We start from the raw sequence: 14,157 nt of genomic DNA, 5'->3' as shown, positions 1-14,157 counted from the left end.
TCGTCCAACTGATCGGAACCACGCGCGAATCGCGTAGCGATTCGGGCGTGACTAGACTTCCAGCCACTCCTTGCGAGTGTAGGCGTCCGCCCGCAGGCTGTCCGGGGTGCCCTGGAAGACGATGCTGCCGTGTCCCATCACCAGCGCACGGTCGGACACGGTCATGGCGATGGTCAGCTTCTGCTCGATCAGCAGCACGGACAGGCCGCGCTCCTTGAGCTTCTTCAGGTATTCGCCGACCAGCTCGACGATCTTTGGTGCCAGCCCTTCGGTGGGCTCGTCGATGATGATCAGGTCCGGGTCGCCCATCAGCGTGCGGCACAGGGTCAGCATCTGCTGCTCGCCGCCCGACAGCACGCCGGCCTCGGTGTGCTGCCGCTCCTTCAGGCGCGGGAACATCGCGTACATGTCGTCGAAGGACCAGCGGCCCTTCTGGCCGGCGTGCTTCTGCCCCAGCATCAGGTTCTGGTGCACCGTCAGCGTCGGGAAGATCTCGCGGTTCTCCGGCACGTAGCCTATGCCCAGGTGGGCGATCTCGTAGGGCTTGCGCCCGAGCGTGGGCTGGCCCTTGAAGTCCACCGTACCGGTGCACTCGACCATGCCCATGATGGCCTTGGCGGTGGTCGAGCGGCCCGAGCCGTTGCGGCCCAGCAGCGCCACGATCTCGCCCGGCCGCACGTCGAAGTGCACGCCGTGCAGCACGTGGCTCTTGCCGTAGAAGGCGTGCAGGTTCTCGATCTTGAGCATCAATGCACCCCTGCGCCCACCTGCGCGTCGGCCACGTGGGAGCCCAGGTAGGCCTCCTGCACCCGCTGGTTGGCGCGCACCTTCTCCGGCGTGTCGAAGGCGATCACCTCGCCATAGACCACCACCGCGATCTTGTCGGCCAGGCCGAACACCACTCCCATGTCGTGCTCCACCGTCAGCAGCGTCTTGCCGACGGTCACTTCCTTGATCAGCTCGATGAAGCGGCGCGTCTCGCTCTTGCTCATGCCGGCGGTGGGCTCGTCCAGCAGGATCACGCCGGCGCCACCGCCGATGGTGATGCCGATCTCCAGCGCGCGCTGCTCGGCGTACGTGAGGTTCATGGCCAGTACGTCGCGCTTGCGCTCCAGGTGGATCATCTCCAGCAGCTGCTCGGCGCGCTCGTTGGCGTCGTGCAGGTTGGCCAGGAACTTGAAGAAGGTGTAGCGGTAGCCCAGGCTCCACAGCACCCCGCAGCGCAGGTTCTCGAAGACGCTGAGCTTGGGGAAGATGTTGGTGATCTGGAAGCTGCGCGACAGTCCCAGCCGGTTGATCTCGAACGGCCGCTTGCCGTCGATGCGCTCGCCGTTGAGCAGCACCTCGCCGCTGGTGGGTTCGAAGCGGCCGCTGATCAGGTTGAACAGCGTGGACTTGCCTGCCCCGTTCGGGCCGATCACCGCCACCCGCTCGCCCGGGCGCACCGCCAGGTTGGCCCCGCGAATGATCTCCGTCTTGCCGAAACTCTTGCGCAAATCGCGCAGCTCCAGCGCGTACTCCGCCGTCATGGCTGGCTCTCCCGGCGCTTGGTCTCTTTTTCGATGTACTCCTGGATCTCGCCCCACTGGCGCACGAACTGGCGCCGGGTGAGCTCGAACAGGCCCAGGCCGCTGAGCATCACGAAGCCGCAGCCGAACCAGCTGTCCAGCCCGTGGGCGTTGAGGGTGTTGCCGAGGAACTGCAGTTCCGGCCCCAGCGCGGGGTTGAGCTTGAGGTGGTAGACCATCTCGATCATGCCGGCCGCACCCAGCAGCGTGATCAGTGCGGTGGCGGCCAGGGCCAGGTAGCTGACCCAGAGCTCGCGCAGGCGGCCGAAGGCGGCCACCCGCACGTTCATCATGATCAGGCTGGCGATGCCGCCGGGTGCGTACATCACCATGAACAGGAACACCAGCCCCAGGTACAGCAGCCAGGCCTTGGTCAGCTCCGACAGCAGCACGAAGGCCAGCACCATCAGCACCGCGCCGATGATGGGCCCGAAGAAGAAGGTGGCGCCGCCCAGGAAGGTGAACAGCAGGTAGGCGCCCGATCGCGGGCCGCTCACCACTTCGGAGGTGACGATCTCGAAGTTCAGCGCCGCCAGCCCGCCCGAGATGCCGGCGAAGAAGGCCGCCACGCAGAACACCAGGAAGCGCACCATCTGGGTGTTGTAGCCGACGAACTCCACCCGCTCGGGGTTGTCGCGCACCGCGTTGATCATCCGGCCCAGCGGCGTGCGCGTGAACGCGTACATGGCCGCCGTGCAGATGAAGGTGTAGATCGCAATCAGGTAGTACAGCTGGATCTGCGGCCCGAAGGTGATGCCGAACGGCTTGGAACCAGTGACCCGGTTGCCCGAGATGCCGCCCTCGCCGCCGAAGAACTCGGGGAACATCAGCGAGGAGGCCCACACCAGCTCGCCGATGCCCAGCGTGATCATGGCAAAGGGCGTGGCGGCCTTCTTGGTGGTCACCCAACCGAGCAACAACGCGAACGCCAGGCCGGCCAGGCCGCCGGCAATCGGCACCAGGCTGACCGGCAGCGGCAGCGTGCCGGCCGACACCAGGTTCAGGGTGTGGATGGCCAGGAAGGACCCGAGCCCGGAGTGCACCGCATGCCCGAAGCTGAGCATGCCGCCCTGCCCCAGCAGCATGTTGTACGACAGGCAAACGATGATCGCGATGCCCATCTGGCTGAGCATGGTGTGCGCCAGCGAACTCGTCCACACCAGCGGTGCCACCAGCAGCAGCACCGCGAACGCGCTCCAGATGATCCAGCGGCCCACGTTCCAGGGCTTGAACTCGTAGTAGGCGCCCTTGTCGCTGGTGGCGGGGATGCGCGCCGGGGCGGCGGCGCCCACCGGCATGGCCACGCCGACGCGGGTGGCCTCCTGGGCGGGGTCCTGGGTATCGGTGAAGGTGCTCATGTCCTCAGCCCTCCCGCGTGCCCAGCAGCCCCTTGGGCCGGAAGATCAGCATCAATACCAGGAACAGGTAGGGCAGGATGGGCGCGACCTGGCTGATCTTCAGCTTCCACAGCGCATAGCCGAAGGTGTCGGAGGTGACCGGCCAGCCCATGGTGTCGAGCGCGCCCTGGATGGAGGCGTCCACGCCGACGGCGAAGGTCTGCACCACGCCGATCAGCAGCGAGGCCAGGAAGGCCCCGGACAGCGAGCCCATGCCGCCGACCACCACCACCACGAAGATGATGGAGCCCACGGTGGCGGCCATGCCGGGCTCGGTGACGAAGGCGTTGCCGCCGATCACGCCGGCCAGCCCGGCCAGCGCGGCGCCGCCGCCGAACACCAGCATGAACACGCGCGGCACGTTGTGCCCCAGCGCCTCCACCGCGCTCGGGTGCGTGAGCGCAGCCTGGATCACCAGACCGATGCGGGTGCGCGTGAGCAGCAGCCAGATGGCCACCAGCATCAGGATCGCCACCAGCATCATGAAGCCGCGGTACATCGGGAACTGGGTGCCGTACAGGGTGAACAGCGGCCCATCGAGCGCCTCGGGCACGCGGTAGTCGACCGAGCCGGTGCCCCATACCAGCTGCACCATCTCGAGCAGGATGAAGGACAGCCCGAAGGTGATCAGCAGCTCGGCGACGTGCCCGAACTTGTGCACCCGGCGCAGGCAGTAGCGCTCGAACAGCGCACCCAGCACGCCTACCAGCAGCGGGGCCACCACCAGGGCGGGCCAGTAGCCGACCAGTTGCGCGGTGGTGAACGCGAAGTAGGCCCCCAGCATGTAGAAGCTGGCGTGGGCGAAATTGAGCACGCCCATCATGCTGAAGATCAGCGTGAGGCCGGAGCTCAGCATGAACAGCAGAAGCCCGTAGCTGATGCCGTTCAGGAGGGAGATGGTGAAGAATTCCACGAGGGGCTGGAGGCTGGGCTGGGGCTTGGAGGATGGTGCGCCCACGCAGGCGGACCATGGCAACAGGTGCCGGGACGCGGCGAGGGGCTAGGACCAGGGAACGAGACGGCTGTCTCCCTGGCCGCTAGCCCCTGGTCCCGGCGGGCGCGCGGCGGCGCCGCGCGTGAGCCGTCAGGCTCCCGGCCGCTTCATCTGGCAGCTGGTCGGCGTGCTGGACACGTACGGATCCATCTGCTTGATGCTCACGAAGGTGTAGCCGGTGTTCTCGACGCTGTACTCGCCCTTCTTGGCCTTCTGCCACTTGGTGATGAACATCGACTGCTGCAGCTGGTGGTCGGAGCCGCGCATCTGCACGTCGCCGGCGAAGCTCTTGACCGACAGGCCTTCCAGCGCCTTGGCCACCTTGACCGGGTCGGTGGAGCCGGCCTTGGCCATCGCATGGTTCAGCAGGGTGATGCCGTTGTAGGTGGCGTAGGTGTAGTAGTCGTCGTTGAACTTCTTGTGGAACTCGGCGGCCATCTTGCCGAGCTCGCCGGTGTGGTTGGCATGCCCGTAGGCGACGACGTACACCTCGCTGTCGCCGCCGGCGGCCAGCGCCGTGGGCGTGCCGGTGACCCCGGCGTAGTAGGTGTACATCGGGATCTTCAGGCCGGCGTCGTTCAGCGCCTTGACCAGCAGCGTCAGGTCCTGGCCCCAGTTGCCGGTGACGATGGTGTCGGCACCGGACTGCTTGATCTTGGCCACGTAGGGCGAGAAGTCCTTGACCTGGCCGATGGGGTGCAGGTCTTCGCCCACCACCTGCACGTCAGGGCGCTTGCGCTTGATCGCGTCCTTGAAGTACTTGGCGACCTGGTGGCCGTGCGAGTAGTTCTGGTTGATCAGGAAGACCTTCTTGACGTTCGGCTGGTCCTTCATGAAGGAGGTCAGCGCCTCCATCTTCATGGAGGTGTCGGCGTCCAGGCGGAAGTGCCAGTAGTCGCACTTCTCGTTGGTCAGCGCCGGGTCCACCGCGGCGTAGTTGAGGTAGACGATCTCCTTGCCCGGGTTGCGCGCGTTGTGCTTGGACACGGCGTCCAGGATGGCCGTGGCGGCGCCCGAGCCGTTGCCCTGGGTGACGTAGCGGAAGCCCTGGTCGATGGCGGCCTTCAGCGTGTTCAGGCTTTCCTGCGGCGACCCCTTGTTGTCGAAGCCGACCACCTCGAACTTCACGCCCGAGGGCGCGCGGCCGGACAGCTGCTCGGCGGCGAACTGCCAGCTCTTGAGCTGGTTCTGGCCCACGTTGGCGAACGGCCCGGAGAGCGGGTCCATGAACGCGATGCGGACCGTCTCGTTCTTGGTGCCCTGTGCCAGCGCGAGACCGGGGCCGCACAGGGCGACCATGGCGGCAATGGCGACATGCTTCGGCGCAAATCTCATCTCGAGTCTCCTGGGTGGTTCGGAATGGACGCAGGATAAAAGTATTCGTCCAGCACGACCGTCAGGGAATGCCCGTAAGGTCCCCGCCCGCTATCGCGGAGGGGACAGTCGGTACGCCGATCACGCGCCCGGCAGGCGGTAGTCCTTCAGCTGCTCGCGCAGCCGGGTCTTGAGCATCTTGCCGGTGGCGCCCAGCGGGATGGCGTCGACGAACACCACGTCGTCGGGCACCTGCCACTTGGCGATCTTGCCCTCGTAGAACTTCAGCAGTTCCTCGCGCGTGACTTCCGCGCCCGGCTTCTTCACCACGACGACGATGGGGCGCTCGTCCCACTTCGGGTGCTTCATGCCCACGCAGGCGGCCATCTGCACCGCCGGGTGCGCCATCGCGATGTTCTCCACGTCGATGGAGCTGATCCACTCCCCGCCGGACTTGATCACGTCCTTGCTGCGGTCGGTGATCTGCATGAAGCCGTCGGTGTCGATGGTGGCCACGTCGCCGGTCGGGAACCAGCCGTCCACCAGCGGGTCGCCGCCCTCGCCCTTGAAGTACTCGCGCACCACCCAGGGGCCGCGCACGTACAGGTCGCCGAAGGCCTTGCCGTCCCAGGGCAGTTCCTTGTTCTCGTCGCCGACGATCTTCATGTCGACGCCGAAGATCGCGCGGCCCTGCTTCAGGCGGATCTTCATCTGCTCTTCGGGCGGCAGCGCCAGGTGCTTGTTCTTCAGCGTGCACAGCGTGCCGAGCGGACTCATCTCGGTCATGCCCCAGGCGTGCAGCACGTCCACGCCGTAGCCCTCGCGGAAGGCGTCGATCATGGCCGGCGGGCAGGCCGAGCCGCCGATCACGGTGCGCTGCAGGGTGGAGAAGCGCAGGTCGCCCTGCTTCATGTGGCCCAGCAGCATCTGCCACACGGTGGGCACGCCCGCGGCGAAGGTCACCTTCTCGCCCTCGATCAGCTCGTACACCGACTTGCCGTCCAGCGCCGGCCCGGGGAACACCAGCTTGCAGCCGGTCAGCGCGGCCGAGTACGGAATGCCCCAGGCATTGACGTGGAACATGGGCACGACCGGCAGCACCGAGTCGCGTGCCGACAGCGCCATCACGTCCGGCAGCGCGGCCGCGTAGGCATGCAGCAGGGTCGAGCGATGGCTGTAGAGCGCCGCCTTGGGATTGCCGGTGGTGCCGCTCGTATAGCACATGCTGGAGGCGGAGTTCTCGTCGAACTGCGGCCACTCGTAGTCGGTCGGCTGGCCGCCGATCCAGTCCTCGTAGGCGACCAGGTTGGGGATGCCGGTGTCCGCGGGCACCTTGCCGGCGTCGCACAGCAGCACGTACTGGCGGATGGTCGGGCACTTCGCGTGCACGGCCTGCACCAGCGGCAGGAAGCTCGCATCGAAGCACAGGACCTGGTCCTCGGCGTGGTTGGCGATCCAGGCGATCTGGTCCGGGTGCAGCCGCGGGTTGATGGTGTGCAGCACCCGCCCGGAGCCGGACACGCCGAAGTACAGCTCCAGGTGCCGGTAGCCGTTCCACGCCAGGGTCGCGACCCGGTCGGAGAACAGCAGCTTCATGCCGTCCAGTGCGCCGGCCACCTGTCGTGCACGCCGGGCGACGTCGCGCCACGTATAGCGATGGATGTCCCCTTCGACCCGGCGCGACACGATCTCGCCGTCGCCCTGGTGGCGGTCGGCGAACTCGATCAGCGACGAGATCAGCAGGGGTTGGCTTTGCATCAGGCCGAGCATGGTGACTCCTTTTCGTGCGGCTTCATGGTCCGGAAAAGGCCGATGCTAAGACGAAATCCGGCGACTGCCGGCGCGCGCTTCGCGCGGCGCGTCACGCGCGGAACACCGCGCTCAGGCCGTCGGGGAGTCGGCGGGCTGCACCGCGCGGTGGAATTCCAGCGAGACGGTCGTGCCTATTCCGCTGGCGGATTCGATGCGCACCGCGCCGCCGGCGTCCTGCATCACGCGCTGGCAGAACATCAGGCCCATGCCGTTGCCGCCGCTGGCGCCGCGGGTGGTGACCGGCTCGCGCGTGAGGCGCTCCAGGACCTGCGGGTCTATGCCAGGCCCGTTGTCGGCGAACCGGATCCAGCCGCGGGCACCGCCCTCGCCCATCTCGCAGCCGGCCTCCACGTCCAGCCGCGGCTGCGGCGTGTCGCGAAGCGCCTGCAAGGCGTTCTTGGCCAGCGTGCACAGCACCAGGTACAGCAGGTCGCGCCGGCCCGGCAGCCGGAAGTCCTGCCGCACCCGGGTAGCGACCCAGCTGCGCTCGTCGCCCTCGAACGGGAACTCGTCGCGCAGGGCCGCCAGCAGCGCCGCGGCGCTCACCGTCTGCGGAGCAGCGCCGGGGTAGGCGTCGCGCGCGGATTGCACGAAGGTGGACACCAGTGACTGGCAGTACTGGGTGCGGCGCTCGGCCCGCTCCAGCGCAGCCAGCAGTTCGCCGGGCTGGTGCTCCTCGAAGCGCGCGATGCCGGCCGGGACATCCGGATGCGGCGGCAGGTAGCGCGACGCGATGCTGGCCACGCTGCCACGCACGGTGGCCAGCGGCGTGTTCAGCTCGTGCGCCAGGAAGCCGAGCGTCTCCCGCAGCGACGCCGCCCGGCCCTCGTTGACCGCACGCTGCAGCGCCTGCTTGCGGTACAGCGCCAGCGCCTCGCGCAGCGCCTCGCGGGTGGGCTGGTCCTCCAGCGGCTTTTCCAGGATGCGCAGCACCCGGCCCTGGTTGACCGCGGCGATGGCGACCTCCTTCTCGGCGTAGGCGGTGGCCAGCAGGCGCACGATGTGCCGATGCTCGCGCTGCATGTGGCGCAGCAGGCCCATGCCGTCCTGCTCGGGCATGCGGTAATCGGTGACCAGCGCCGCGAACTGCCCTCCGCGCTCGGCCAGGATGTCCAGCGCCTCGCCCGCGCTGCCGGCGGTGGTGAGCTCGAATTCGCCGCCGAAGCTGCGGGCGAACCACTTGCGCGAGCGCTCGTCGTCGTCGACGAACAGGATGCCGCGCGCGATGCCTGCTTCCATGGCCGGATGCTAGACCGCCTGCGACCGTCGCTGCCGGGCTCCGTACTCGCGCAGCGCCGCCTCGGTGCGCGCAGCCAGGGCCTGCACCTGGGGCAACCAATCGGCCGCGGATGGCCAGCGGCTTTCCTCCAGCACGGGCACGTAGACCCGGCGCACGAGCTGGTATAGCGCCAGGGCGCCGGCCTCGCCGCTCATGCCCAGCAGCGAATGCAGCGCATCCTGGGCCCTGGCCAGGTCCTGCGAGCGGACGGATTGCTCGAGCGTGCCGACCAGCCGCGCGATCTCGGGCAGGTAGTCGGCCAGCAGTTCGTCCAGCAGCCCGAGCCGGCGGTAGCTCTCCAGCCGGGCTTCGTTGAGCAGCGGCCCATCGGTGTCGCCGGGCTGCACCGCCGCGGGGGCCACGGCTTGCGGCTGGGCGGCGCCGCCGGCCAGCACGGTGCCCAGCGCCTCGTACAGCTGCATGGCTTCGACCGGCTTGACCAGGAATCCGTCCATGCCGGCGTCACGGGCGCCCTGAATGGCCGGCGCGTCGGAATGCGCGGTCAGCGCGACGATGGGCACGGCAGACCATGGCTGGCGGCTGGCGCGCACCGCGCGCGCGGTCGCCAGGCCGTCCATGCCGGGCATGCCCAGATCCATGAGGACGGCGTCGAATCCCGGTCCGGCGGCCAGCGACTTCAGGACCGCCTGCCCGTGGTCGACCTCGGCCACTTCGGCGCCGGCTTCGCGCAGGTAGGCCGCCACGGCGCGACGGTTGTAGGCGCTGTCGTCGGCCAGCAGGATGCGCCGGCCGGCCAGCGCATGGGCCGCGACCGCGGCGCCGTGGCGCGACATGGTCCGCACCAGGGCCTGCACCAGCGGCAGCTGGGCGCTGGGCTTGGCGATGAAGCCGTCCATGCCGGCCCGCTGCGTCTTCATGCGGGCCACGTGCGGCGGTTCACTGGTGTGGGCGACGATGCGCACGTAGCGGTTGGCGGGCGCCTGGCCCTGCCGCAGCCGCTGTGCCACCTGGTAGCCGTCGAGCACCGGCATGTTCAGGTCCAGCAGCACCAGATCGTAGGCGTGGCGGGCCAGCAGCTCCAGCGCGCGCTGGCCGTCGGCCGCTTCGTCGATCGCCAGCCCCACCGGCTCCAGCTTGTGGCGATTGGCGGCGCGCTGCCCCGCGTCGTCCTCCACCATCAGCAGCCGCTTGCCGGCCAGCACCGCCCGCGCCTGCTCCAGCACGCGGGCATGGTGCTCCTCGCGGGCCTGCTCGCCCACCGGCGCGAACTGGAGCGTGAATTCGGTGAAGGCGCCGGGCTGCGACTGGCAGCGGATCGATCCGCCGAAGGCCTTCATCACGCGCTGGCAGTACGCCAGGCCCAGCCCGGTGCCGCCCGACTTGCCGACCGAGCGGAACGGCTCGAACAGGGTGGGCAGCACCTCGGGCGCGATACCGGGACCGTTGTCGCGCACCCTCACCTGCCGGCCACCGACCGTGACCCAGACCCGGGTGCCGGGTTGCAGCCGCAGGTAGTACAGCGCGTTCTTGATCAGGTTGAAGAGCACGAACAGGGTCGCGGTCTCGTCGCCCAGGAACTCGAAGTCCTCCTGCACCTGGACCTGCACCGCGGCGCGCTCCTCCGGGCTGTCGTAGCCGTACTCGTCGATCGCCTTGGCGACGACCTCGGCGGCCGACAGGTAGGCGAAGCTGGCGGTGTCCAGCGGACGGGCGCTGACCTCGTCCAGCGTCATGGAGATGACCTGCAGCCCGCGCTGCACCGCCTGCTCCCCATGGGCCAGGTGGCGGTACAGCGTGTCCACCTCGGCCGGGGGGATGGGCGCGAGCTGGCCGGAGAGGCCCGGCGCCGGCAGCACGCGCTGCATGGCCTGCAGGCTGTGCCGCACCTGGGCCAGCGGATGCCGCAGCTCGTGCGCGATGGAGCCGGCCAGGCCCTGGGTCGCGCGCAGCTTGCGCTCGGCGTCGATCTGCTCGGTGGAGAACTTGAACAGGTTGCCGCCGATCACGATCAGCGCATAGGCGGGCAGCTGCGCCACCAGGTCCATGGGCACGCGCGGCTGCGGGGCCGTGAAGCCGTACCAGAGCGCGGCCAGCCCGGTGCCCGCCGCCAGCATCACCAGGGTGTTGCGCCAGTCGGTGAGCATCACCAGGAAGCACAGCACGATGAAGGCGTTGGAGATCGCCGGCACCCCGCCGCCCCGCTCCAGCGCCACCAGCACCGTGAAGCACGGCAGGCAGTACAGCAGCACGACGTACGAGTAGCGGATGTAGTAGCGCCTGAGCCGCTGCGGCCAGTGGTCCTTCAGGCCCATGCCCAGGAACAGCGCGATGGCCACCATCCGGAAGCCGATGTCGTCCCAGATCTCCGGGTTCCTGCGCGTGAAGCGCAGGAAGAAGAACGCGATGTAGGTGATCGCGCCCAGGTAGCCCATGTACTTGAGCCGCGGCGGGCCATAGGCGTGGTAGGCCTCGTAGTGGGCGAACACGCGCTGGAACCAGTTCATGGTGCCGCTCCGATCAGTGCAGCCGCAAGGTGGCCAGCCGGCGCTGGGCGTGCTCCAGCTCCTGCTCGCTGCCGGCCAACGCCCGGAACACCGTGGCCACGTCGCCGTGGATCAGCGAATAGCTGCCGTCCTCCCCCTCGAAGGCGTCCTTGAGCAGCACCGAGAAGCCGAAGCGGCGGTACAGGCGCCCCAGCAGCGGCGTGCAGGTGGCGAACAGGTTCTCCACCTGCAGGTGGTCCAGCAGGTGGGCCAGCGTGAGGAACAGGCATCGCTTGAGGGCTTCCGGGCCGGCCCGGTACTCCGGCGCGACCACCAGCCGGCCGACCTCCCAGGCCGCCGGCATGGGCTGCGGCGTCCCGCCCTGCTTCATCAGCAGCTTCTCGCAAGGCGCCAGTCCGAGCCCGAGCGGAATAAGACGAATGGTTCCAATCCAGTGGCCGCGCCAGAGGAAACCGGCGACGAACCCGTGCTGGTCTCTTTTTTTTCCCGGCTCGCGAAGGCCGGATCGGCCAGCGCGGCCGCTGGAAGGTGGATCTCCTCGCGCAGGTGCAGCACGTGGGCGATCTCGTCGGGGCGGCGCAGGGGGCGGATCTCCAGCTCGTCGATGGCGATCTCGCGCGGCGCCACGGCCGGGGCGTGCAGGTGCGGGGATGCCGTCGCGGGCGCATCGGAAACCCTGTGGGCCGCAGGTGCGGCCACGGACATGTTGCTCATTGTTTTCCTCCCTGGGCGCCGCCGGGGCGGGGCGCGCTCAACAGCTAGGGAATTATCCGGGCGCTGTCAACGGCCGTGCCATAGGCGAAATGCCTACCGCATCCTTGCGGCGCCCAGCCCCGCCTCGGCCGGGAAGTCCCCCCACGCCCGCGCGGACGACCGTGCCCGGGGACAATGGCGCATGAACCACATGGTCGACGCGCCCCCGCGCGAACTGGACCTGGGCGTGCACTGGCGGCACGGCTTCGCGTCGCTGGGCCCGGCCTTCTACACCGAACTCCCCGCGCTCCCGCTGCCGGATCCCTACCTGGTGGGCCTGAACGAGCCGCTCGCGCAGGCGCTGGGGCTGGACCCCGCGTTGCTGGCCGGCGACGAAGGCGTGCGCGCCCTCACCGGCTCGCTGGCCATCGCCGGCACCCGCCCACTGGCCAGTGTCTACAGCGGCCACCAGTTCGGTGTCTGGGCCGGCCAGTTGGGCGATGGGCGCGCGCTGCTGCTCGGCGACCTCGATTCGGCCGACGGCGCCCAGGAACTCCAGCTCAAGGGCAGCGGCCGCACCCCCTACTCGCGCATGGGCGACGGACGCGCGGTGCTGCGCTCCAGCATCCGCGAGTTCCTGTGCTCCGAGGCGATGCAGGGGCTGGGCATTCCCACCACCCGTGCGTTGAGCGTCACCGGCGCCGACGCACCGGTGCGGCGCGAGACGGTCGAGACCGCCGCCGTGGTGATGCGGGTGTCGCCCAGCTTCGTGCGCTTCGGCCATTTCGAGCACTTCGCCTCGCGCGGGCAGGACGAGGAACTGCGACGGCTGGCCGACTACGTGATAGCCCGCCACTTCCCCGAATGCCGCACGAGCGGACGCTTCGGTGGCAACGCCTACGCCGCCCTACTCGAAACCGTCAGCGAACGCACGGCGGCGCTGCTGGCCCGGTGGCAGGCCGTGGGCTTCTGCCACGGCGTGATGAACACCGACAACATGAGCATCCTGGGCCTGACCATCGACTACGGTCCGTTCCAGTTCCTCGACGCCTTCGACCCGAACCACGTCTGCAACCACAGCGACGAGACGGGCCGCTATGCCTACAACCGGCAGCCCAACGTGGCCTACTGGAACCTGTTCGCCCTCGGCCAGGCCCTGCTGCCGCTGATCGGCGACGAGGAGACTGCGCTGGCGGCGCTGGAGTCGTACAAGGCCGTGTTCCCGCGCGAGCTGGAGTCGTGCCTGCGGGCCAAGCTGGGGCTGGCCGATGCCCAGGAGGGCGATCGCACCCTGATCGAAGGCATCCTGCAGCTGCTGGCCAAGGGGAGCGTCGACTACACGATCTTCTGGCGGCGCCTGTCGCAGCACGTGGCCGGCGGCCCGCTGGAGCCGGTGCGCGACCTGTTCCCCGACCGGGAGGCCTTCGACGCCTGGTTGCTAGACTACGCGCCCCGCCTGCCGGCCGACCGTCGAGCCGCGGGCCTTGCGATGCTGCGGACCAATCCCAAGTACGTGCTGCGCAACCACCTGGCCGAGCTGGCCATCGCCCGGGCGAAACAGAAGGACTTCGGCGGCGTGGCCGAGCTGCTCGCGGTCCTGCAGTCGCCCTTCGACGAACACCCGGCCCACGAGGCACTGGCCGGCTTCCCGCCCGACTGGGCATCCCGCATCGAGATCAGTTGCTCCTCATGAACTACCCGATTCAGAAAACCGCCGACGAGTGGAAGGCGATCCTGGCGCGCAAGGGCGCCGAGCCCGGCGCCTTCGAGGTGACGCGACATGCCGCCACCGAGCGCCCGTTCACCGGCAAGTACGAAGCCGTGTGGGCCGACGGCAGCTACCACTGCATCTGCTGCGGCAACAAGCTGTTCGATTCCGTCACCAAGTTCGATGCCGGCTGCGGCTGGCCCAGCTTTTCGGAGGCGGTGCCCGGCGCCATCAAGGAAATCCGCGACACCAGCCACGGCATGATCCGCACCGAGACCGTGTGCGCGCAGTGCGGCGCGCACTTGGGCCACGTATTCCCGGACGGCCCGGCGCCCACCGGCCTGCGCTACTGCATGAACTCCGCCTCGCTGGACTTCCAGAAGACCGAATGAAACTGCTGATCGACTTCCTGCCCATCGTCGTCTTCTTCGTCGCCTTCAAGCTGTTCGACATCTGGGTGGCCACCGGCGTGGCCATCGCCGCGACGGTGGCGCAGATCGCCTGGGTGCGCTGGTCCACCGGCAAGGTCGAGCCCATGCATTGGCTCAGCCTGGGCGTGATCGTGGTGTTCGGCGGCGCCACGCTGCTGGCGCACAACGAGGACTTCATCAAGTGGAAGCCCACCGTGCTGTACTGGCTGATGGGCGGCGTGCTCGCGGCCGGCCAGCTGGTGTTCCGCCGCAACCTGCTCAAGTCCCTGATGGGCGCCCAGATGACGCTGCCCGAGCCCGCATGGCGGGTGATGAACTGGAGCTGGGTGGCCTTCTTCGCCGCCATGGGCGCGATCAACCTGTGGGTGGCCTTCACCTTCGAGACCGACACCTGGGTCAACTTCAAGCTGTTCGGCGGGCTGGGGCTGATGATCGCCTTCGTGCTGGCCCAGGCGGCCTACCTGTCGCGGTTCACGAAGACGGAGACGGAGTAGCC

The 14,157-nt window shown here is 68.7% G+C and carries 13 protein-coding genes; 3 read left to right on the top strand and 10 right to left on the bottom strand.

Annotated features, from left to right (window positions below):
- Nucleotides 1–51 precede the first annotated feature (51 nt).
- The 10 genes from VEC03_RS05835 to VEC03_RS05790 form a co-directional block, all read right to left on the bottom strand.
- Nucleotides 52–747: an ABC transporter ATP-binding protein gene (locus VEC03_RS05835; protein WP_324913471.1), complete on the bottom strand. Its 696-nt coding sequence runs from the start codon at nucleotides 745–747 to the stop codon at nucleotides 52–54.
- On the bottom strand, nucleotides 747–1,529 hold the full coding sequence (locus VEC03_RS05830) for an ABC transporter ATP-binding protein (RefSeq protein WP_324913469.1): 783 nt from the start codon (nucleotides 1,527–1,529) through the stop codon (nucleotides 747–749). The genes VEC03_RS05835 and VEC03_RS05830 overlap by 1 nt, the downstream gene beginning before the upstream one ends.
- Entirely contained in the window at nucleotides 1,526–2,866 is a 1,341-nt protein-coding gene (locus VEC03_RS05825) for a branched-chain amino acid ABC transporter permease (protein WP_324913598.1), read from the bottom strand. The genes VEC03_RS05830 and VEC03_RS05825 overlap by 4 nt, the downstream gene beginning before the upstream one ends.
- Before the next feature lie 64 nt (nucleotides 2,867–2,930).
- Nucleotides 2,931–3,878 carry a branched-chain amino acid ABC transporter permease gene (locus VEC03_RS05820; RefSeq protein WP_324913467.1) on the bottom strand — a complete coding sequence of 316 codons (948 nt, stop codon included), beginning with the start codon at nucleotides 3,876–3,878 and terminating at the stop codon, nucleotides 2,931–2,933.
- A gap of 171 nt (nucleotides 3,879–4,049) precedes the next feature.
- A complete protein-coding gene (locus VEC03_RS05815; RefSeq protein ID WP_324913464.1) occupies nucleotides 4,050–5,294 on the bottom strand; it encodes a branched-chain amino acid ABC transporter substrate-binding protein in 1,245 nt (414 codons plus the stop codon).
- A gap of 120 nt (nucleotides 5,295–5,414) precedes the next feature.
- Nucleotides 5,415–7,043: a 3-(methylthio)propionyl-CoA ligase gene (locus VEC03_RS05810; RefSeq protein WP_324913462.1), complete on the bottom strand. Its 1,629-nt coding sequence runs from the start codon at nucleotides 7,041–7,043 to the stop codon at nucleotides 5,415–5,417.
- A 111-nt stretch (nucleotides 7,044–7,154) separates the two neighbouring features.
- Nucleotides 7,155–8,324, bottom strand: a complete 1,170-nt coding sequence (locus VEC03_RS05805; protein WP_324913460.1) for a hybrid sensor histidine kinase/response regulator — start codon at nucleotides 8,322–8,324, stop codon at nucleotides 7,155–7,157.
- 9 nt (nucleotides 8,325–8,333) lie between these two features.
- Nucleotides 8,334–10,829 carry an ATP-binding response regulator gene (locus VEC03_RS05800; protein WP_324913458.1) on the bottom strand — a complete coding sequence of 832 codons (2,496 nt, stop codon included), beginning with the start codon at nucleotides 10,827–10,829 and terminating at the stop codon, nucleotides 8,334–8,336.
- 13 nt (nucleotides 10,830–10,842) lie between these two features.
- On the bottom strand, nucleotides 10,843–11,199 hold the full coding sequence (locus tag VEC03_RS05795) for an N-acetyltransferase (protein WP_324913456.1): 357 nt from the start codon (nucleotides 11,197–11,199) through the stop codon (nucleotides 10,843–10,845).
- A complete protein-coding gene (locus VEC03_RS05790) occupies nucleotides 11,199–11,543 on the bottom strand; it encodes a hypothetical protein (protein WP_324913454.1) in 345 nt (114 codons plus the stop codon). Before VEC03_RS05790 ends, VEC03_RS05795 begins: the two co-directional genes overlap by 1 nt.
- A gap of 181 nt (nucleotides 11,544–11,724) precedes the next feature.
- On the opposite strand from VEC03_RS05790, the gene VEC03_RS05785 reads away from it, so the two are divergent.
- The 3 genes from VEC03_RS05785 to VEC03_RS05775 are packed head-to-tail and all read left to right on the top strand — an operon-like array spanning nucleotide 11,725 to nucleotide 14,155.
- Nucleotides 11,725–13,215, top strand: coding sequence for a protein adenylyltransferase SelO (locus VEC03_RS05785; RefSeq protein ID WP_414708462.1), 1,491 nt, complete (start codon nucleotides 11,725–11,727; stop codon nucleotides 13,213–13,215).
- Nucleotides 13,212–13,622 carry a peptide-methionine (R)-S-oxide reductase MsrB gene (gene msrB / locus VEC03_RS05780; RefSeq protein WP_324913452.1) on the top strand — a complete coding sequence of 137 codons (411 nt, stop codon included), beginning with the start codon at nucleotides 13,212–13,214 and terminating at the stop codon, nucleotides 13,620–13,622. The genes VEC03_RS05785 and msrB overlap by 4 nt, the downstream gene beginning before the upstream one ends.
- Nucleotides 13,619–14,155 carry a septation protein A gene (locus tag VEC03_RS05775; RefSeq protein WP_324913450.1) on the top strand — a complete coding sequence of 179 codons (537 nt, stop codon included), beginning with the start codon at nucleotides 13,619–13,621 and terminating at the stop codon, nucleotides 14,153–14,155. The genes msrB and VEC03_RS05775 overlap by 4 nt, the downstream gene beginning before the upstream one ends.
- Nucleotides 14,156–14,157 lie beyond the last annotated feature (2 nt).

The sequence above is a fragment of the Ramlibacter sp. genome (assembly GCF_035627355.1).
In the GTDB taxonomy this organism is placed as follows: Bacteria; Pseudomonadota; Gammaproteobacteria; order Burkholderiales; family Burkholderiaceae_C; genus Ramlibacter.
Note: the sequence above shows the minus strand (reverse complement) of the source record. Positions and strands in the feature narration are given on the sequence as shown.